Here is a 19,671-nt window from a genome sequence, read left to right on the forward strand (position 1 = left end):
CTAATTAGGTTACAGGATTGTTAACTTTTCGCTATATCTTGATAGATTCATGGAGTGAAACCGCGCTGCTTTGCTATACTGAATCTAAATTAAGCAGAAGGGGTGATCGTGTGAATTATCGTGGGGAACCGTTGGACTTGATTCCAACCTTGGACTTGGCGCAAACCTATCCAGTATTAGAATGCACGTTGAGCCTGAGCTATCCCGTGGATGTCGAGCGGTTACAAACGGCCGTTAAGACGACCCAAACCGTGGTGCCACAAATTTTAAGTCGCTACAACCTCCGTTGGAATCGGTTTGAAGATCAGCCCGATGGTGACCAGCAAGTTATTGAAGAATACGATGCCAGTCGTGATCCCGGTCGAGGAAAACTGGATGTGCTTCAAGGCCCACAGCTAAAGATTCAAGTCATTCACCACACGGATTACGACCAGTTGCGGTTGATCATGAGTCGCTTGTTGACGGATGGCGAGGGCTTTAAACACTATCTATATCTGTTGGCGGCCGCTTATGATGGTCAGGATTTGACGGATTTTGTCAATGAGCGGAGTGTCCGGCGGATTCTGAACTTTTTGCGCCATCCGCACCGGCCACTGCCGCAGAGTAGCGATACCCCGGCGGCCGAAAGCTTTCCCCAGTTGGCGGGTAACGTCCATCACCATAAGGGTGAAGCCCTGATCCCACGCGTTGAAAGCCAGCAATTGCAGCGGTTAGCGCGGCAACAGGGCGTGACGATGAACGTGGTACTCCTGTCGGCGTATGCGCTTGCGCTGTTTTCCTTGACGGGGGAACGCCGGCTGGTCATTCCCTATCAGGTCGACCTGCGGCTACACGGACCGGTGGCCGCGACCAACGTGGTTCAGGTCGCCAACCTGACGAGTCAGATGCCGGTCACCATTACGGTCGAAGAGGGCGACACGCTCCAAAATGTCGTCGCGCGGACGCAGGCCACAATGACGCGGCTGCACGAGAGCTTAGCGTACCTGCCACCCCTGGTGGAAATAAACCGGATGAGTCGGGCCCTGCCGCCGGAGTTAGTGCGCCGCTTGGCAGGAAAACACCGCGAGTCGGCGGCGATCTCCTTTGCCAGCTTTGGCCACGTCGATCAGACGCGCCTGAACTTTGGTAACATTCCGGTAACCCAGATTTACTTTGCGGGCACCTATCGTACCATGCCGAACTTTCAACTGACGGTAAGCGCCTATCATGATGCGTGGACGTTGGCCTTTCGCATGCTGGGATCGGAACCGGATTATCAGCTAGGCATTAAAATTCTAAAGAATGTCGTCACCCAGCTCAATCAGTGGGGGCATGGCAACTAAAAAGACCGGCGATGTCCGGTCTTTTTGATTCTCTGACGATTTAAGCGCTTGTTCTATGGTAAGAGGGCAACGAGCGCGTGGTTGTGGGCGACATTTAGACGGTAAAAAAACGCTGCGGACGTCCTCCCCAGCGTTTCGATGATTTCACTTAATTGGTTTTAGCCGACTTCCCTTGGTAACGAACCAGCCCCAACGCTCCGGCATTGCAGACAAATAACATCATCGCCATCGCAGCGTAGGATTGGCCAGTCAGACCGACTAATGGTGAGGCCAGGCCCCCACAGGCATTCTGCGCCAAACCGATGACGGCAGAAGCCCCGCCGGCATTCTTGCTGGCCTGATCCATGATGATGGTTACCGTCAACGTCAGTAGCGCGCCGATCAGAATGACCATCGCCAGCACGAGGCCACTGACGACCCACACGTTAGCGGGGAAGAACAGGCTCGCTAGCAACGCGAGGCTGACCCCCACGGCGATCGTTAGCAGGCTTGTCACCTGTTGGCGATTGGAGTAGCGGCGGGACAACTGGCCGGGTAGATTACTGCCGACCACAATCCCCAGACCGTTAAAGGCGTAGAGGAGACTGAAGGTCTGCGGCGCCATGCCAAAGCCCGTTTGAAAGACGAAGGTGGAGGCGGAAATGTAACTGAACAGACCGCCGTAGACCAGGCCCGTGGCCAAGATCAGCGGCCAGAAAGCGGGTTGCACGACCAGTCGACCCATGGCTCCCAAGGAACTGTGAAAGCCACCTGTTTGCCGTTCGGCGACGGGCAGAGATTCGGGCAAGCCCACAGCAACCGCTAGCGCAATGGCTAAGCCAATAATGGCCAACAGGATGAAGATGGCTTCCCAGTCAACGTAGTGGATCATAAAGCCCCCGATAATCGGCGCAATAATGGGAAAGACGCCGTTGACCGTATTGAGTAGCGCATAGAAGCGGGTTAATTTCTTCCCCGAGAACAGGTCGCGCGCCACGGCTCGGGCCATGACTTGACCGGTGGCACCGGCGAGTCCTTGAATAAAGCGCAGGATGATTAATAAGGTAATGGAATGAATAAAGGCCATGGCAAGGGAGACCAAGCCAAAGATAATAAAGCCCACAATCAAAGGCTTTCGTCGGCCATATTGGTCCGATAGGGGACCCGCAATCAGTTGGCCCAGCGCCAGCCCAATCAAACAGGCCGTGATACTGAGTTGCATGAGGGAGGCGCTGGTCGCGAATTGCGTGCGCATCTGCGGTAAGGCTGGCAGATAGAGGTCAATGGCCAATGGGCCGGTCGCACTGACGGTTCCCAACAGGAGGGTCAGCCAGATTTGCCGGCGCCGAGTAAGAGTAGCATTCAAAAGCAGTCAGCCCTTTCGGTGTAATTATTAATTTCGCAATAACCAGTGAAGACGACGCCGGGCCGCCACTCTACTGCAGAATGGCGGCCCAGGTCATTATGTACGGTAAAAGCGTATTGCTCCATTATTGCTGGAAATAGGAGATTTTGCAAGTCGTAACGTGACAGCTAGCTTGCAGTTTGATTTCAAACACGTAAATTTTTGGTAAAGCGTGGGATCGGCAGAACGTAAATGTTATGATTAAAACTGACGCTGCCGGCCAAAATAAATGTGCGAACGGCGGCGGGTGGTGTATGATAATAACATAATTAGTGATTCCGAAAATAAGGAGTGCCAACATGAAGAATCTAAAGGAAATTTTGAGTTGGATTGTGCCGATCGTGATTGGTCTGGCCATTGCCTTAGCGCTCAAGCAGTTTGTGTTCACACGAGTGCGGGTCGATGGGCCATCCATGGAGCCCAATCTGAATAATAATGAAAAAGTCTTTGCCTGGAAGATGTCGAAGGTTAAGCATCTCAGCGTCATCGTGTTCGATGCGCATGGTGAAGACCCGGCGGCTAAGCCCAACACCAATTACGTCAAGCGGGTCATTGGCTTGCCCGGCGACACGGTGAAGAGTAAGAACGGGTACATTTACGTCAATAACAAACGGATTAACCAGAGCTTCATCAGCCAGAGCGAACGGACTTCCGGGACCGGGAACTGGACGTTGGCCAGCCTGCAACGCCAAAATGACTGGCAGGGCGGTAATAACGGCAAGATTGCCACGGTTGTGCCGAAGGGCAAGTACTTCGTGTTGGGTGACCACCGGAGTGTTTCCAACGATAGCCGCTACTGGGGCTTCGTGGATAAGGACAAGATTGTCGGCGTCGTGAAGGTGCCATTCTGGGCCTCCAGCAAGACGAAACGGGTTAATATCAATTCGTTGGCTTATTAAAGATAAAAATAAAGCGTTGCGGATCTCACCAATAGCCATTGGCGGGATGCGTAACGTTTTTTGAATTGGGCGCCAATTAATTTTTAGTAGCCGCTTACATTTTGGAAGGATAGGCGTATTGTAGAACGTATATAGCGTTGGCCAACACCCAACGTCACGAGATCTGAATCGGGAGATGGTACTTATTAAGAATACGTTGAAGGAACGCTGGATTGCCTTAATCTTGGGGTTAGTCATCAACGCGTTTGGCAGCGGGTTGACGGTGGCCGCCAATATGGGGGCTAGTCCTTGGATGGCGTCGGAGGTTAACTTGAGCGAGTGGTTGACGGTGGCGATTGGCTGGCCGGTGTTCGTCGTCAGTTGCTTAGCGGCAGTTGCCAATCAGTTTCTGTTGCGGCATTGGGATGGCCGCCGCTTCTTTGGCGAAATTGGGTTCATGTTTTTCGTCAGCTTCTTCGTGAATTTCTTTACGCAGATGTTTTATCGGATGGGAATTCTGCGACTGTCGGTCGTGACACGCGGCTTCCTGGCCGTGGCTGGTGTCACGATATTTTGTATCGCGATTTCCCTTTATCAGCGGGCCAATCTGGTCATGCATCCCAACGATGATACGACTAATATTCTCCGGTTCATGTACTGTCACGGCAACGTTTTACATGCGCAGCTTCTGAATTTCATACCGCCGGTGACGATTATCGTGGTCAGTTGGGTCGTGACGCATCAGCTATTTGCGATTAATTTAGGCACGGTTTTTGCTTTACTCTTCACGGGGACCATCATTAACTTGACCGACCGCTTCATCTGGCCCGGTCTCAAGCATAACTTTGCCGTTAAATCAACCAAGGAGGCGCTTAACCATTAAAAATACAATGACTCAGCGGTGGATCGCTTTGTTTCTGGGACTGGTGGTCAACGCCTTTGGTAACGGGCTTTCGGTAGCTTCCAACATGGGGACGAGCCCCTGGACGGCTTCCGAGGTAAATCTCAGTCATTGGTTGGGCACCAGTGTGGGATTGGCGATCTTTGTGGTGAGCTGTCTGGCCGCAATCGCGAATCAACTGTTGCTGCGCCACTGGGATTTCCCCCGGTTGTTGGGCGAGGTTGGCTTTGTCCTATTCTTTAGTTACTTCGTTGATATTTTCTCGACGACCTTCACCAGGATGGGCATCATGCGCTTGTCGGCGGTCGTTCGGCTACTGTTAGCCATTACGGGAATCGTCATCTTTTGTGCGGCCATTTCGATGTATCAACGCGCCAATTTGGTCATGCATCCCAACGACGACACCACCAATATTCTGCGGTTTCTGTATTGCCACGACAACGTCATCGTGGCCCAGCTGCTCACATTTACCCCACCGGTCATCATCATTCTGGTCTGCTGGATCAATACGCACCAGCTGTATGCCGTGAACTGGGGAACCTTGTTTACGTTACTCTTCAATGGAACGTTGATTGGGCTAGCCGATCGTCTGGTCTGGCCCGGATTGCATCACAATTTTCGGGCGAAACCGGCGCGGTAAGTGGCTTGACTTTTATGAGATTTTAGAATATGCTTGCGCACGTAGTTTACGGAGAAGGAGGCGGCTCATGGCCACCACGGGAAATGATTCAGACATTGTTAAATGGCTCTCGATTGCCAATCGGTATACCAGAATTGCCCTGGATCGGCGGCTGCAACCCTACCGCTTGAACGCCAGCATGTACTATTATATCTTGCGGCTCCATGAGCATCCGCGCCTCACTCAGGATAAGCTGATTAGCCTGACCTATTTAAATCCCAGTAACGTCACGCGGGCCATTAATCAGTTGGTGAATCTCGGCTACGTGCGGAAGCGCCAATCGAAGTCGGATCGGCGGGTCTACGAGCTATCCCTGACGAAACGGGGCGAACGGCTCTACCCGGAAATTGTCAAGTTGCGGCAGGAAGTGGCCGACAATTTATTCGCCGACATTACGGGTGACCACGATGAATTGGTCGACCAGATTCGCCAGTTGGCGTTAACGGCCGTGGCGAACGAAACGCCCAGTGAGGGCGACTAAGTTAACATGAAGTGAGTATGGTGGCTGCCGGTTGGTGGCCATTTTTATTTGATGTGTTGTAAGCGCTAACGAATAAGTGTTGACTTTTAATGAGTGAGGTCGTATGATGTGGTTGTAAATGAGTGAGCGCACACTCACAAGTAGAACGTGTGAGGAGGAATTAATGATGGTAGCCAATACGATTGAGGTGCGAGACGTTGCCAAGAAATTTGGCGATAATCCCGTTTTGAAACAGATTAGTCTACAACTGCCGGTGGGCCAGATTATGGGCTTGATTGGCCCCTCGGGAGCCGGGAAGACCACGCTAGTTAAGTCCATCTTGGGGATGGAAAAAGTCGATGCCGGCACGACCACGGTTCTGGGTACGGCGATGCCCAACCGCAAGATCATGCAGCGGATTGGGTATATGGCCCAGAGCGATGCCCTGTATGAGAACTTGACGGCGCGCGAGAATATTCGGTTCTTCGCCGAATTGATGAGTGTCCCGAAGTCCCAATTGTCCACCGCTATCGACCACGTGGCCCAGGTGGTGAACCTGACGGACGCCTTGGATCGCCGGGTATCGGCCTATTCCGGGGGGATGAAGCGGCGGCTGTCGCTGGCGATTGCCTTGGTTCAGGACCCGGAATTGCTGATCTTGGATGAACCCACGGTTGGGATTGACCCGGAATTACGGCAACAGATTTGGGCGGAACTGTACCAGCTCAAGGCGCAGGGCAAGTCGGTGTTGGTGACGACCCACGTCATGGACGAAGCTGAGCGTTGTGATTACCTGATGTTGATTCGTGAGGGCATTGCGTTGGCCCAGGGGACACCGCAACAGTTGGAACAGGAATATGACGTTAAAACGATTGAACAAGTCTTTTTGAAAGCGGGGCGGCTACAAGATGAGAGTCATAGCGATCTTTAAACGGGTTTTAAGAGAGATGTTACGGGATAAGCGGACGCTGGCTTTGATGTTTATCGCGCCGCTATTTATCCTGACGTTGATGTTTTTCCTCTTCAATACCAGTTCGGATACGGTGGCGAAGATTGGGGTTAGCAACGTGGACACGACGGTGGTTAAAGCCATCAAGAACAAGCACGTCAAGCTCACCCACTACAGCGCGCAGGCCACGGCTAAGGCCAAGGTTCGCGAGGACAACTTAGCCGCCTTTATTAAACAAAAAAATGGCAAGCTGACGGTGACCTACCAGAACAGCCAGCCGAGCGACTCGGCCCTAGTTCGGCAGGCGTTACAGGGCGGTTTGACCAAGATTAAGGTCCAGGCTTTAGCGGCGGCAACGCAGGCCCAGAAAAAGGCGTTACAACAACAGGCCAAGGTGCTTAAGACCTTAGTGGCCCAGCAACAAAAGATGGCGGCTGCGCAGGGCGCGACCGGCGCCGGTGCCACGCAGACTGCCCCAGTTCAGTCCCAGCAAACCAAGCTCAAGGCGCCCACCAACTACAGCGTGACGAGCCACTATCTCTATGGGAGTTCGGATTCGACCTTCTTTGATACGTTCCTGCCGATTCTGTTAGGGTTCTTTGTCTTCTTCTTCGTGTTCCTGATTTCCGGGATTTCATTGCTGAACGAACGGACCACGGGGACGCTGACCCGATTACTGGCCACGCCAATTCGTCGCGGTGAGATTATTACCGGGTACCTGATGGGCTACGGCCTCTTCGCTTTGATCCAAACGGTGATTACCGTGACGTTTGCGCTGACGGTCTTCCAGATCCACATGATTGGCAGTGTCTGGTTGATTCTACTGATTAACTTCCTCTTGGCGTTGGTGGCCCTATCCATGGGGATCTTTGTCTCAACGTTTGCCAACTCCGAGTTCCAAATGATGCAATTTATTCCAATTCTGGTGATTCCCCAAGTCTTCTTCTCCGGCTTGATTCCGGTGGATCAGATGGCCAACTGGCTACAGTGGATTGCCCACATCTTCCCACTCTATTACGGTGGTAATGCCCTGATGAACGTGGCGACCCGGGGCGTTGGCTTCGATGGTATCGCACTAGAACTGGGCATCTTAGCTCTATTTGCGATTCTCTTCACGATTTTAAATGTCGTCGGCATGAAACGTTATCGGAGGGTCTAACATGGCAGAAGAAATGAATATTCAAGAAGCCTTTAAGGCCGTCATGGCGGCGAATGGCGATATTCCGCCTAAACAGCAGCAGGTCCTCGCCGCCAGTCTAGAGCTCTTTGCCCAACAGGGATTTGCCAACACGACAACCAAGCAGATTGCCGAGAAGGCCGGTGTTGCGGAGGGTACGGTTTATCGCCGCTATAAGACCAAGGATGAATTGTTGGCCGCCGTGCTGGCGCCATTTGTCACGCAGGTCTTGCCTAGGCTGATCACGGAATTTGCCGAAGGGGTAGTTGGGAAACCCTACCTGACGCGACACGAAATGATCCAGTCGATTGCTGAGGATCGGCTCGCGTTTATTCAAAAAAATGGCCCGATTTTGCGGATCTTGATTCGCGAGGTTTCGGTAAGAAAAGACTTGAGAAGTCAATTTATACAGCACGCTGGCCCGCTACTTGAGGACAATTTGTTTCCAGTCCTAGACCGGCTAAAGGCCCGCGGGGAGCTGGTTGACTGGCCTAATTCGCGGATTGCCCAGTTCATGATTGGGACTATGTTAACGGAATTGGTACGCAGTCTGTTGGTTCCTGAAGAAATTGCCACGGCAATTCCGACGATTATTAAATTTTTAGAAAAGGGATTGGCGCCGGATTAAGTCTGGTGAGTTAGTCTCGTGAAGCTCTGCGACCCTGTAAGGGGACGTCGGGCTTTTTTTAGATCGGACTTAGTCATCGCGTTGCTTAACTTGCCGGCGGGGATCGATGTCAAAGGCCTGCTGGGCCACCCGCAGAAACGCCATCATTTCCGGTGTGTTGGCCTTACTCGTGCGGTGGGCCATGATGAGCTGGTAGGTCAAGAGGTTGCTGGTTATGGGGATGACTCGGGCTGTGGTGTGGTCGGGCGTGGGCAGGATAGTCCAGCCACCGCCTTGTTCGACCAACCGTTGAATAGTCGTCAGGCTATTGAGCGTGAGTGCCGGTTGTAAGAAGAGCTGGTGGGTTGCCATGAAGTCGCGGATAATCTCGCCCAGAACCATCTGTAGGTCACAACCGATGAAGGGCTGCGTCAGAAGCGGGGTTAGCTGTTGGGCCGTCTCGATGCGCGGCAGTGAAAAGGCACTGGTTTGAGGAAGCAAGACGCTAAAGGCTTGGTCACGCATGATGCGGTAGAAGAAGTCCCGGTGATGGGGGGATTTGGGCCCAATGTAAACGTCGCTCTGGTTGTCGGTGACGGCGCGTTCGGCCGCTGCGGAGGGCATCTCATGAATATCCAGGTGATATTGGGGATACTGCTGAAGAAAGTGACTTCCCAGCTTGGGGAGGATCTGTGTGGCCATGCTTTCGGAAAGGGCGATGGAAATGTGACCGGATTTAGATTGTGCAAGCTCGCGCATAGTTTGATCGAGGTCCGTCAGCTGACGGTGGATCTTTTCTAGCCCCATTAGATATTGGGTACCGGCGTAGGTCAGTCGGGTGGGCTTGGCGGTGCGGTCAATCAGCTGGATGCCGAGTTGCTGTTCGGCTTCCTTAACCGTCCGACTAATATAGGGTTGAGAGACGAATAGGTGTTGAGCAGCCGCCGTGATGCTGCCCAGATCGCGGATTGCCGATAGGATTTCGGCGAGTCGATTGGTGCTGGATGCCATAGGAATCACCTCACTCTTAGTATAACCATTTCGTTCTGAAAACGTTATCAGAAAAGTATTCGACTTTGTGATTTATCGAACTATACTAAAGATAGATCAGATAGAGCCCGTCGAAGTAACGACGGACAACTAGAAAGGTGCGTTAGAAATGGCTGAAGATTATCAATTTTTACACCCCTATACCTTTGCGAACGGGGTTACCGTCAAGAACCGCGTGGTTATTCCGCCAATGACCGAGGCGTCGGCCTTTGAAGAGGGCTCGATTACCCGAGATGAGCTTCGGTACTTCCGGATTCACAGTGGCGGTGCGGGCTTGTTCATTTCACCGGTGGCCAACGTTTCGGCCCGTGGCAAGGGCTTTGAGGGCGAGCTGTCCATCACGGACGATCGTTTTCTTCCCGGATTGACCCAGATGGCCAATGCCATGCAGCAGAACGGGACCAAGGCAATTTTGCAGATTTTTCATGCCGGCAGAATGTCCAATTCCCACGTTTTGCGGGGGGAACGGACGGTGAGTGCCAGTGCGGTCGCTGCCGAGCGACCCCACGCCGAAACACCACAGGAGCTGACCGCAGACGAGATTGAACAGATCATCACCGATTTTGGCGAAGCAACCCGTCGCGCCATTCAGGCAGGCTTCGACGGGATCGAGTTGCACGGGGCCAATACCTACCTGTTACAGCAATTCTTCTCCCCGCACTCCAATCGCCGGACCGATCAGTGGGGCGGCGACGTCCACGACCGGATGCGCTTCGCGTTGGCCGTGATCGCCCGGTGCCACGCCGTCATTGACCAGTATGCCGACCGCCCATTTATCCTGGGTTACCGACTCTCGCCGGAAGAAATTGAAACGCCGGGCATTCGGTTGGCAGATACGTTGGCGTTCATCGACGTGCTGTGCGGCCAGCCGATTGACTACCTGCACATTTCGATGGGATATGCTTGGCGGACCTCGTTGAACGACGACAGCGACAAGGAACCGTTAATCTTGAAGATTAAGCGACAAGTTGCCGGACGCTTACCCTTGATTGCCGTGGGGTCGGTTGAAAAACCAGCGGACGCCGAAAAGGTGATGGCCGCGGGGATCGACTTCGTAGCGTTAGGGCGTGAATTGTTGCGCGACCCCAAGTGGGTCCAGAAGGTCGAAACGCATGATGAAGCCGGGATTCGGTACACCATTTCCGAACAGGACTTGGACGAACTGGGAATCACGCCGGCCATGTGGCACTTCCTGACGGTGCGGTTGAAATCCGCCATGCACATTTCCAATCAGCCGGATTACGATAAAGATCAGTTTGATCACAAACTAGCGCCGCACGAAGGGGCCTAGGCGCGTAAGGGAACAGCGCGTCTGGGACAAAACGCCCAGACGCTTAGTGTCTCCGAACTTAAATTGCCGAAACGTGGGCCAAAAGGCAGCTGGTTCCGCTTAGAACAGATAACCAAACAATCCAAGTCCGGGATGATTCGGCTATCCGTCTTAATGCTCACCAGCTAATCGCCTTTTGACCCACTCTTTTTTGTCAGAAATTGACGAGAAAAATTGCACCGCCTCACCGAAAGGGTTAGAATAAATTTAAATTAAAATATGAGATTTTAATGAGATTATTCATTCGAGGAAGAAAGAGGCGTCTTTTATGTCAGAAACACAACCTGAACATCAATTAACCGCAGCCGAGACGGCGGCCTTACATGCCGATCTTCAGCGGCAACCCGCCCACGACGTTGTGAGTCGCGCAGTGATTAAGAATGGGGTATTAGCCGCAGCCGAAGATTCCCAAGCCGCCGTGCGGTTGAACCGCACCTTCTCCGTGGAATTGGATACGGGGAAAGTCTCCAACCAGAAGCATTCCGGGCGGTGCTGGTTGTTCTCAACGTTGAATACCATTCGACACCAATTTGCCGCCAAGTATAACGTTAAGGATTTTGAACTGTCACAGAGTTATCTTTTCTTCTGGGATAAGGTCGAACGGGCCAACATTTTCTATGACAATATTTTACGAACGGCGGATAAGCCACTCGATGACCGGGAAGTCGCCTTTTACCTGAGTCGTCCCGGCGACGATGGTGGTCAGTGGGCGATGGGCGCCGCGCTGGTCCAAAAGTACGGGGTCGTTCCGGCCAGTGCGATGCCAGAATCCTTTAACACCAATGATACAACGGGATTTGCGGCCACGTTGGATTTGAAATTACGCAAGGATGCGTTGGCACTACGTCAGTTAGTCGCAACGGGGGCTAGTGAGGAACAGATCGCCACAACCCGGGCGCAAGCGTTGAAGGAAGTTTACCGAATGGCGGCTTATTCCTTTGGTGAGCCACCCGCAACGTTTGATTTGGAATACAAGGATGATCAGCACCAGTATCACCGCGATGCCGGCCTGACGCCCCAAGGCTTTTTTGAGAAATACTTCGATATTGACTTGGACGACTACGTGGTCATCTCCAATTCACCGGATAAGCCATTTGACCGGCTCTACAGTTTGCCGAGTCAGGACAATATCGTGGGTGGGAAGCACATTACCTTCTTAAACCTACCGATGGCGGAACTCAAGCGGACCGCGATTGCCCAGCTGCAAAGCGGTGAGGCCGTCTGGTTTGGTAACGATGTCCTTCAGCAGATGAGCCGGGAACGGGGCTTCCTGGACAGTCAGTTGTACAAGACCGCCGAATTATTTGGCGTCGATCTGAGCCTGACAAAGGCCCAACGCTTAGCGACGGGCGAAGCCGAGGTTTCCCACGCCATGACGCTGACCGGGGTTGATCTGGTTGCCGACGACCCAATCCGTTGGAAGGTTGAGAACAGTTGGGGCGAAAAGAATGGTGCGAAGGGCTACTTTGTGATGACCGACGACTGGATGGACGACTTCGTCTACGAAGTGGTCGTGCACAAACGGTTCTTAACAGCCGATCAACGGGCCGTACTGGCGACGCAGCCACAGGAATTACCCGCTTGGGATTCCTTACAATAGAAGTGCAATAACGATCAAAAAAGGCGTGGTGCCGGCAAGGGCCACGTCTTTTGAGTGGAATGAACAAAAAACCGCCCCTGGTTAGGAGGCGGTAGCCGTTACGTGGTTAGGGCAACGGGAAGTCATCGTTAATGACAAAATCGGTTGGTTAAAACGATTTTCGAGTTACTGTCATCTTAAAACGAAAATGTGAAGAAATTATGAAGACTATTTAACTGGTTCGAATATTAATCATAAGTCATTGATTAACAGTGCTGAAATAGCGGCTGTTTCAGTGCTTGGATTACTATTTACTAATCGTTAGGATGGGATAAGTGAGAAATTAACGGTGAAAATACCGCTAAATAATCAAATTTTATATGTAAATTATAGTTAACATAATATTACGATAATTGATTAAAATTAAAAAATCGTCACCTTTTTTGGCAACGATTTGAGCTATTTTAACGATTAATGATGGAACGGGCCGTGGAGATGTTCGGCAAGGGGCCGTGGTTGACCATCGTGATGACTCGGCCGGAAACGGTTAATTTGTAACTGCTTCGTTCGTTCGCGTTCGATTTGCAATTGTTTCTTGAGCTGGCGGTTCTTCCAGAATCCATGGGCGACAACGGTGATCGGAATAATCTCAAGCATTACCGTTGCTGGAATCAGCCAAGGATTCTCGTCAATTAAGTCTGTAAAACGGTGAATATCTTCCTGATTGATCGGGTTGGCAATGGCCGGTAGACATTTATCTTTTAACATCAGAATCACGCTCCTTTAGGCCCTATCATAACCCAAAGTGCGCGCGCTGTCAGCCGTTGTGTTTCACGTGAAACACCCTACCGATGACGCCAGTGGCTGATAAGGTGGAGGATGCCTAACACGGCGGCGACCCCCAGAATGGCCGTTTCAAGCATCGCAATACCACTGACATGGCGGAACTGCTGGTAGAGTAAGACGCCACCGATGACGATTAAGCCACCAAGTAGTGGAAGAAAGTTTTTCATAGGGCGGACCTCCAACTTAAAAAACGAGACCATTTCTGGCCTCGTTTCAGATTACATGACTACCAAAGCTTAATTGCCAACTTTAACCAGGACGGCTTGCGTGACGTCGTTATCGATGTCGCGGGCAATGTGATAACCGGCGACCTTCAACTTGGTGGCCTTGTTGGTCCCGGTTAAGGTCTTCTTAACCGTGAATTTCTGGGTCATTGGAATATCGGATAACTTTCCCTTAAAGTTGATGACGGTGTTGTCACCCTTGGTCTTAAAGGTGGCCTTCAAGACGCCCGACTTGTTCAAGGCGTTTGCTTTTTTTGCAGCGGCGTAAGTCTTGTAGAACTTGTTGACGTTGTAGACCGTCGCCTGCCCGTTCTTGTTGAACCGGTAAGCCTCCATGCCGGAGTTACTCTTGGCGTTGACGGCGCCGGTGACGTACCAAAGCTTCTTTGAGTTGGTCAAAGTCGACTTAACGTCAGCTTTCTTTGTCGTTTTGTTTTTAAAACTTGCTTGTTGCGTATTCCCCGATTTGCTACTCTTGTTGCTGCAGCCGGCTAAGCCGATGGTCAAGATGGCCAAAAGGCTAAAGACGGCAGTCAGTGTCCGGGTCTTCTTCATAATCCAATCACCTCATCAAAAATGATAACAGTTTTAGAGTCCGCGTACAACTTGCGCGCTCCCCATCCTTCACCCAGTATAGCATGCCAGCCGCGGCAAGATTCGCTTGCGGGCGTTAAAAAAGCGTTAAGATCCGGTAACAGAGACGAGGAAGGTCAAAAAGTTAAAGACAAACACATGTTCTTTTGGTAAAATAAAAATCAGAGGATTGACGGAATTGAGAGGGGAGTTTGATTATGAGTAAACGGCACTATCGTCGTGGTCGCCGGGGGAGTCGTGTATCCATTTATGCGGCGATTCTATTGATTGCGATTGGCGCTGTCGGCAGTTTAGGCAGTCAGGGTAATTCAACGGCCCGGCATTTGACCACGGCCGTCAATAAGGTGGTCGGAACCTCAACGTCCGACCGGTCGACCAGCAGTTCAACAGCTAGCGCACCCAAGCAATCGGTCGCAACCAAGGCGTTGGCGCAACAGAAATATACGGGAACCCAGATTGTGGCGGTCAATCACAATCGGCCAACCTTTACGACGGCCCAGCTGTCGACGAAGAAGGGTGGTTGGGCCACGTATGGGACCTTGGACAATCACAATCGGGTGACCACGGCCAATGCGTTGTTAAGTAAGAAATTAATGCCCACCGCCAAGCGCGAGCCGCTCTACGTGAACCCGACTGGGTGGAAGAATAAGCCGTATACGGTCAACGGCAAACGGGGCTATCTCTACAATCGGAGTCACCTGATTGGCTACCAGTTAACGGGTCAGAATAATAACTTGAAGAATCTGATGACCGGAACGCGGTCGTTGAATGATCCAGGCATGACGGCGTACGAGAATCCGGTGGCCAGCTATCTTAAGACGCACCCCAACGATTACGTCCGCTACCAGGTTGAGCCTGTTTTCCGGGGGAATGAACTCGTGGCGCGTGGCGTGCACATGCAGGCGAAGTCCGTCGGCAGTTCAGGCGTTTCCTACAACGTCTATATCTTCAACATTCAGGCCGGCGTTAAAATTAATTACAGTACGGGAACCAGTCAGTATGGGAATCCGGCTGCTTCATTTTAGGCATATACATAAAGGGCGTCTCCTCGCAAGCTGTTTGCGGAGGACGTCCTTTTTAGGGTGATGGCAGTCAACGACGGTTCATGTAGCGATAGATGAGAAATAAGATGAGACCAACAATCAGAATGGTCCCAATCATGGGGTTTTCGCGGAAAATCCAGTGGAAGATACGGACGGAATGCATGCCGTGTAAGCCACCAAGCAAAGAAGAAAACTGAGTAAACATAGCTGGCCTCCAAATGATTTATAGTAAGTATCAGGAAAAATTAAAAAAAAGTAAAGACATTTGAACGAATTGGGGTATGATAAAAAAGACAGAGAGTAGAGGAGGGTTTCCCGTGAGCGTGAACTACATGCTTATCTTTGAAATTGTCGTGGTCATTAACGCGGCTTTGGCCTTGGTGACGGTGTTTCGAGAAAAGCGCGATATTGCAGCGACCTGGGCCTGGATGTTGGTGCTGGTCTTGCTTCCGGTGGTGGGCTTTATTGCTTACGCCTTTATTGGCCGGAAGTTGCCGAAGGGCCGAATGTTCCGGTTACAACATCAAGTAGCCGTCCAGCTGAATGAGCGATTGACCCAACAACGTGAGCAGTTGGGCACCGAGATCATGCCCGCCGACAAGATTAGCCATTCGGTCATCAACATGGTTAATATGTTTATGGAAACGGATCAGGCCTTCCTGGCGCGGCAGAACCGCGTTAAGATCTTTACGGACGGCCATGACCTGTTCCACACCATGTTGGAAGACATCGAACGGGCCCATTCCAGTATTCATATTGAATTTTACACCTTTTATAACGATAAGATTGGAAATGAGATTCTGAACTTGCTGGTTAAGAAGGCGGCCGCGGGCGTCGAAGTTCGCGTGATTTACGATCCCTGGGGGTCGATGGGTACTTGGAAACGGTTCTTCAAGCCGCTGATGGACGTTGGCGGCCACGTTGAACCGTTCCTGGGGACGCGGTCGGCCGTCATTGACTTTCGGCTGAACTTCCGGGATCACCGGAAGATCGTGACGATTGACGGTCAAGTGGGGTATGTGGGTGGCTTTAACATTGGCGACCAGTACCTCGGTCGGAAGGAAAAGTTCGGCTATTGGCGTGACACGCATTTGAGAATTGTCGGCTCCGGGGTCTTTTCCTTACAGGCCCGGTTCATGTTGGACTGGAATGCCACGGATAAGGATCATCCCTTTAATGATCGCAAGATTGATACGCGCTACTTCCCACTCAGTAAGGTGAAGGGCAATACCAGCCTGCAGATTGTTTCCAGTGGGCCGGATTCCGACCTACAACAAATCAAAATGGGCTATATGCGCCTGATTCAAACGGCGGAGAAGACCCTGTGGATTCAAACGCCCTATCTTATTCCCGACGATAGTGTGTTGGACTCCCTGCGGATTGCGGCCATGGCCGGAATTGACGTGCGGATTATGATTCCCGATAAGCCGGATCACGCCTTTGTTTACCGGGCCACGCAGTACTATGCGCGGCAGTTGGCGGATGACGGCGTGAAGATTTATTACTACCATAATGGATTTATCCATGCCAAGACGATCGTGGTCGATGGCCGGATTGCGTCGGTCGGATCGGCGAACATGGACTATCGGAGCTTCAAACTAAACTTCGAAATTAACGCCTTCATCTATGACGAGGGCATCGCGTGCCAATTGGAAAATATCTTCGAAAAGGATATGGCGCACAGCGAGTTGATTACACCGGAGATGTTTGATGACCAGTCGTTGTATTTGAAATTTAAGCAGACGGCTTCACGGCTGTTATCACCAATTTTATAATAGGCGAATGCCACGCGATTTAAACGAAAATTTGTTTAAGTTGCGTGGCATTTTATTATTCTAGGTGGAACTAATCCTCGTAAACATAATCTCCTATTTTTGAGATTTGGCGTCGGGGTATTTTCATTGTGAATCATTGCCGACTGCTGTATGCTGGAAATAACAAACTGACTAAAACGGGAACATTCCGAAAATGAGAATGCCGGTGTGATAGGGATTGTTTAGTGTATTCCCCACAGGTGTGGGGGTGATCCTCTGGCCATCGGAAACATGAATCTGACGGGCTAGTATTCCCCACAGGTGTGGGGGTGATCCCGACCGCCTGTTGGCCGATATCCACAAAGACACGTATTCCCCACAGGTGTGGGGGTGATCCTCGACCGTTTGTTGCACATCTTCAATTGATGTGGTATTCCCCACAGGTGTGGGGGTGATCCTGTGGGTAAACACCGTTGAGCTGCTAGGGATCCGTATTCCCCACAGGTGTGGGGGTGATCCTTCCACGAATCCCGCCGTTCAGCTCGCCAATCGGTATTCCCCACAGGTGTGGGGGTGATCCTTGTTAGGGCTAGCCAATGGATGGGAGGTTGAAAGTATTCCCCACAGGTGTGGGGGTGATCCTACGAATCGGCATCATTGAAAATAGAATCGGTTGTATTCCCCACAGGTGTGGGGGTGATCCTCCCAGTTGTTGACGGCTTTCGGATCGCCGTTAGTATTCCCCACAGGTGTGGGGGTGATCCCGCTAACCCAGACCATGTATTTGTAGTTGAAACGTATTCCCCACAGGTGTGGGGGTGATCCTGGTACTCGAAAGGTATCCAGCGACGAACTTTCAGTATTCCCCACAGGTGTGGGGGTGATCCCTGGCCCACCACCGCCGGAGCCATTGATTAAGCGTATTCCCCACAGGTGTGGGGGTGATCCCGCGTGGCGTCACGGTTACAGCACGACAACAATGTATTCCCCACAGGTGTGGGGGTGATCCTGGTACTCGAAAGGTATCCAGCGACGAACTTTCAGTATTCCCCACAGGTGTGGGGGTGATCCCGAAAATTTCGCAAAAGTGGCGTTTTTTTGCAGGTATTCCCCACAGGTGTGGGGGTGATCCCGGACGCAAGCGTTACCGGGTGGCTGTGGTATAGTATTCCCCACAGGTGTGGGGGTGATCCTTAACGGTAAAACTACGGCCCGCGGTGATCGAGGTATTCCCCACAGGTGTGGGGGTGATCCTCTGTTGGCCCATATGGCGAACAATTTGATGAAGTATTCCCCACAGGTGTGGGGGTGATCCTACGGATTTGACCGGTAGCGAGATCAAGGGGCTGTATTCCCCACAGGTGTGGGGGTGATCCCCTCGCTGATCAGCTTCACTACATCGCCACTACGTATTCCCCACAGGTGTGGGGGTGATCCTCTCTTTCCCGTCCGCGCCAATCACTACCGGTTGTATTCCCCACAGGTGTGGGGGTGATCCTTCTTCGGGCCGTCTCGCCACCACCCACACCCGGTATTCCCCACAGGTGTGGGGGTGATCCCGGGAAGCCGGTTAGCGCAACCATTAGCTACAGGTATTCCCCACAAACGTAGGGGCAAAACAAACCTAAAAAGACAGATAAGCTATCATAATAAGTTGGTCATTACATAGATCGCCGATGTTGGTTGTTTATTTTTACCAACTCAGCGATTATAATAATAGTTAAAATATGAAGCGGTTACACGAAGACAGCAGATCGACGATGTGAGGAGGTTTTAGCATGAAACGCTTTGTGTCGTTGCCGGTCGTGGATTCTAGTCTATATTTATTTGGGGGTCACATGCGAACCGTTCCCGGTGGCTGGCAATTTTTTGAACAAAAACATCAAGCATTTGAGCTGATGGTCGTCATTGATGGTCGGCAAACGACAGAGATTAAAAATCTCACGACGTATGACTATGGTGCCGGTGAAGCCATCATCATTTCGCCCGGGACAGTGCATACAAATCAAAACAGTAGCGCAGAGCAGGATATGACTTATATTTGTTTCCATTTTAACATTGAGAATTTGGCCTTGAAGTCGGAAATTATTGGGAAGATCGCGAACACGGTCATTACGGCCGACCAGCCAATTGCGAAGTCCGCGGTCCGTACGGCCAGACAAATGGTTGCCTATAGTGCCAATCAGAAGTTGAGTAAGGAACAGGTTAATTTGAAGATCCAGATCGCGGTATTGGAGTTTTTCTATGATCTAACGGAGGATCTGCAGGACTATGATACGCGGCACGGCGCCCGTTACACAGAGAGCGAGGCTAAGACGAGCCGGCAGATTGCCACGCTCATTAAGGATCGGATCGAGCGGGATGAGGTGATGACGTTTACCTTTGGTGACGTGTGCCAGCAGATTGGGATTAGCAGTGGTTATGGCCATCGTACATTCAAGAAGGTTTATGGCGTCACGCCACTGCACTACATTGAAAGTCAGAAATACAACAAGGCTAAGATGCTACTGGGGTCGCCCGAATATTCAATTGAGGATGTTGCGGATCTGATGGGGGCCAGCAGTGTGTCTAACTTTAGTAAGCAATTTAAAAAGTGGTCGGGCACGACACCCAGTAAGTACCAGCGCCAAATGAAGCAAAAGCGGCGCGTCCGAACGGTTAAGGAAGGCGGCTACTTTGAGTAGTTTAACGTGCACAAAGCGACAGGTTAGCTCGGTAAAAGGTTAATTTACCGGGTTTTTTGTTTTGTTTATCAGGTCACAAAATGACTAAAATTAGTCACGAAATAAGATAGCCATTGGGGCTGAAAGCGATTACAATGCAGTTGTAGTTAGCTAACGAAACAAAACAGCAAGTTAGCGTTTGGCCATGCTAAGCTTGTTGCTTTTACGCCG

At 51.5% G+C, this 19,671-nt stretch carries 19 protein-coding genes and 1 CRISPR repeat array; of the genes, 13 read left to right on the forward strand and 6 right to left on the reverse strand.

Translation table 11 applies throughout. From position 1 onward, the window contains the following. Nucleotides 1-110 precede the first annotated feature (110 nt). Entirely contained in the window at nucleotides 111-1,322 is a 1,212-nt protein-coding gene (locus tag HEQ50_RS05465) for a condensation domain-containing protein (RefSeq protein WP_168899516.1), read from the forward strand. Nucleotides 1,323-1,470: 148 nt separating this feature from the next. Here HEQ50_RS05465 and HEQ50_RS05470 read toward each other — a convergent pair whose 3' ends face one another. Beyond that, nucleotides 1,471-2,667 carry a multidrug effflux MFS transporter gene (locus HEQ50_RS05470; RefSeq protein WP_232842686.1) on the reverse strand — a complete coding sequence of 399 codons (1,197 nt, stop codon included), beginning with the start codon at nucleotides 2,665-2,667 and terminating at the stop codon, nucleotides 1,471-1,473. Nucleotides 2,668-3,005: 338 nt separating this feature from the next. On the opposite strand from HEQ50_RS05470, the gene lepB reads away from it, so the two are divergent. The 7 genes from lepB to HEQ50_RS05505 all read left to right on the forward strand — a co-directional run bounded on the left by lepB (nucleotide 3,006) and on the right by HEQ50_RS05505 (nucleotide 8,378). Further along, nucleotides 3,006-3,605: a signal peptidase I gene (gene lepB, locus HEQ50_RS05475; protein WP_168899517.1), complete on the forward strand. Its 600-nt coding sequence runs from the start codon at nucleotides 3,006-3,008 to the stop codon at nucleotides 3,603-3,605. A 175-nt stretch (nucleotides 3,606-3,780) separates the two neighbouring features. Further along, nucleotides 3,781-4,467, forward strand: coding sequence for a hypothetical protein (locus tag HEQ50_RS05480; protein WP_211089223.1), 687 nt, complete (start codon nucleotides 3,781-3,783; stop codon nucleotides 4,465-4,467). Nucleotides 4,468-4,495: 28 nt separating this feature from the next. Further along, on the forward strand, nucleotides 4,496-5,125 hold the full coding sequence (locus tag HEQ50_RS05485) for a hypothetical protein (RefSeq protein WP_334427387.1): 630 nt from the start codon (nucleotides 4,496-4,498) through the stop codon (nucleotides 5,123-5,125). Between the two features lie 67 nt (nucleotides 5,126-5,192). Beyond that, nucleotides 5,193-5,645 carry a MarR family winged helix-turn-helix transcriptional regulator gene (locus HEQ50_RS05490; protein ID WP_168899518.1) on the forward strand — a complete coding sequence of 151 codons (453 nt, stop codon included), beginning with the start codon at nucleotides 5,193-5,195 and terminating at the stop codon, nucleotides 5,643-5,645. Between the two features lie 166 nt (nucleotides 5,646-5,811). After that, complete coding sequence (locus HEQ50_RS05495; RefSeq protein WP_168899554.1) at nucleotides 5,812-6,555, forward strand: ABC transporter ATP-binding protein; 744 nt, start codon at nucleotides 5,812-5,814, stop codon at nucleotides 6,553-6,555. Next, complete coding sequence (locus HEQ50_RS05500; protein ID WP_168899519.1) at nucleotides 6,533-7,732, forward strand: ABC transporter permease; 1,200 nt, start codon at nucleotides 6,533-6,535, stop codon at nucleotides 7,730-7,732. Before HEQ50_RS05495 ends, HEQ50_RS05500 begins: the two co-directional genes overlap by 23 nt. Before the next feature lies 1 nt (nucleotide 7,733). Beyond that, the gene (locus tag HEQ50_RS05505) at nucleotides 7,734-8,378 is read left to right on the forward strand and encodes a TetR/AcrR family transcriptional regulator (RefSeq protein ID WP_168899520.1); all 645 of its coding nucleotides are present in this window, start codon (nucleotides 7,734-7,736) and stop codon (nucleotides 8,376-8,378) included. A gap of 69 nt (nucleotides 8,379-8,447) precedes the next feature. Here HEQ50_RS05505 and HEQ50_RS05510 read toward each other — a convergent pair whose 3' ends face one another. Then, nucleotides 8,448-9,368 carry a LysR family transcriptional regulator gene (locus HEQ50_RS05510; RefSeq protein WP_168899521.1) on the reverse strand — a complete coding sequence of 307 codons (921 nt, stop codon included), beginning with the start codon at nucleotides 9,366-9,368 and terminating at the stop codon, nucleotides 8,448-8,450. Between the two features lie 148 nt (nucleotides 9,369-9,516). Between HEQ50_RS05510 and HEQ50_RS05515 the strand changes: the two genes are divergently transcribed. Together HEQ50_RS05515 and HEQ50_RS05520 are read left to right on the forward strand one after the other, a co-directional pair. Continuing rightward, the gene (locus HEQ50_RS05515) at nucleotides 9,517-10,698 is read left to right on the forward strand and encodes an NADH-dependent flavin oxidoreductase (RefSeq protein WP_168899522.1); all 1,182 of its coding nucleotides are present in this window, start codon (nucleotides 9,517-9,519) and stop codon (nucleotides 10,696-10,698) included. Nucleotides 10,699-11,005: 307 nt separating this feature from the next. Continuing rightward, on the forward strand, nucleotides 11,006-12,337 hold the full coding sequence (locus tag HEQ50_RS05520; RefSeq protein WP_168899523.1) for a C1 family peptidase: 1,332 nt from the start codon (nucleotides 11,006-11,008) through the stop codon (nucleotides 12,335-12,337). A 450-nt stretch (nucleotides 12,338-12,787) separates the two neighbouring features. Here the strand turns inward: HEQ50_RS05520 and HEQ50_RS05525 are convergent, their stop codons facing one another. The 3 genes from HEQ50_RS05525 to HEQ50_RS05535 all read right to left on the reverse strand — a co-directional run bounded on the left by HEQ50_RS05525 (nucleotide 12,788) and on the right by HEQ50_RS05535 (nucleotide 13,941). Continuing rightward, entirely contained in the window at nucleotides 12,788-13,084 is a 297-nt protein-coding gene (locus tag HEQ50_RS05525) for a hypothetical protein (RefSeq protein WP_168899524.1), read from the reverse strand. 77 nt (nucleotides 13,085-13,161) lie between these two features. Next, entirely contained in the window at nucleotides 13,162-13,329 is a 168-nt protein-coding gene (locus tag HEQ50_RS05530) for a hypothetical protein (protein ID WP_168899525.1), read from the reverse strand. A gap of 69 nt (nucleotides 13,330-13,398) precedes the next feature. Beyond that, nucleotides 13,399-13,941, reverse strand: coding sequence for a hypothetical protein (locus tag HEQ50_RS05535; protein ID WP_168899526.1), 543 nt, complete (start codon nucleotides 13,939-13,941; stop codon nucleotides 13,399-13,401). A gap of 236 nt (nucleotides 13,942-14,177) precedes the next feature. Between HEQ50_RS05535 and HEQ50_RS05540 the strand changes: the two genes are divergently transcribed. After that, the gene (locus HEQ50_RS05540; RefSeq protein ID WP_168899527.1) at nucleotides 14,178-15,005 is read left to right on the forward strand and encodes a DNA/RNA non-specific endonuclease; all 828 of its coding nucleotides are present in this window, start codon (nucleotides 14,178-14,180) and stop codon (nucleotides 15,003-15,005) included. Nucleotides 15,006-15,072: 67 nt separating this feature from the next. Here HEQ50_RS05540 and HEQ50_RS05545 read toward each other — a convergent pair whose 3' ends face one another. Beyond that, on the reverse strand, nucleotides 15,073-15,228 hold the full coding sequence (locus HEQ50_RS05545; RefSeq protein ID WP_168899528.1) for a hypothetical protein: 156 nt from the start codon (nucleotides 15,226-15,228) through the stop codon (nucleotides 15,073-15,075). A gap of 112 nt (nucleotides 15,229-15,340) precedes the next feature. On the opposite strand from HEQ50_RS05545, the gene cls reads away from it, so the two are divergent. Then, nucleotides 15,341-16,798, forward strand: coding sequence for a cardiolipin synthase (cls, locus tag HEQ50_RS05550; RefSeq protein ID WP_168899529.1), 1,458 nt, complete (start codon nucleotides 15,341-15,343; stop codon nucleotides 16,796-16,798). A 226-nt stretch (nucleotides 16,799-17,024) separates the two neighbouring features. After that, nucleotides 17,025-18,397: a CRISPR direct-repeat array (repeat unit 28 nt; unit sequence GTATTCCCCACAGGTGTGGGGGTGATCC). Between the two features lie 158 nt (nucleotides 18,398-18,555). Then, on the forward strand, nucleotides 18,556-19,461 hold the full coding sequence (locus HEQ50_RS05555) for an AraC family transcriptional regulator (protein ID WP_168899530.1): 906 nt from the start codon (nucleotides 18,556-18,558) through the stop codon (nucleotides 19,459-19,461). The last annotated feature ends 210 nt before the right edge of the window (nucleotides 19,462-19,671 follow it).

Origin of the sequence: Lactobacillus sp. HBUAS51381, assembly GCF_012641095.1 — a bacterium.
GTDB lineage: Bacteria > Bacillota > Bacilli > Lactobacillales > Lactobacillaceae > Levilactobacillus.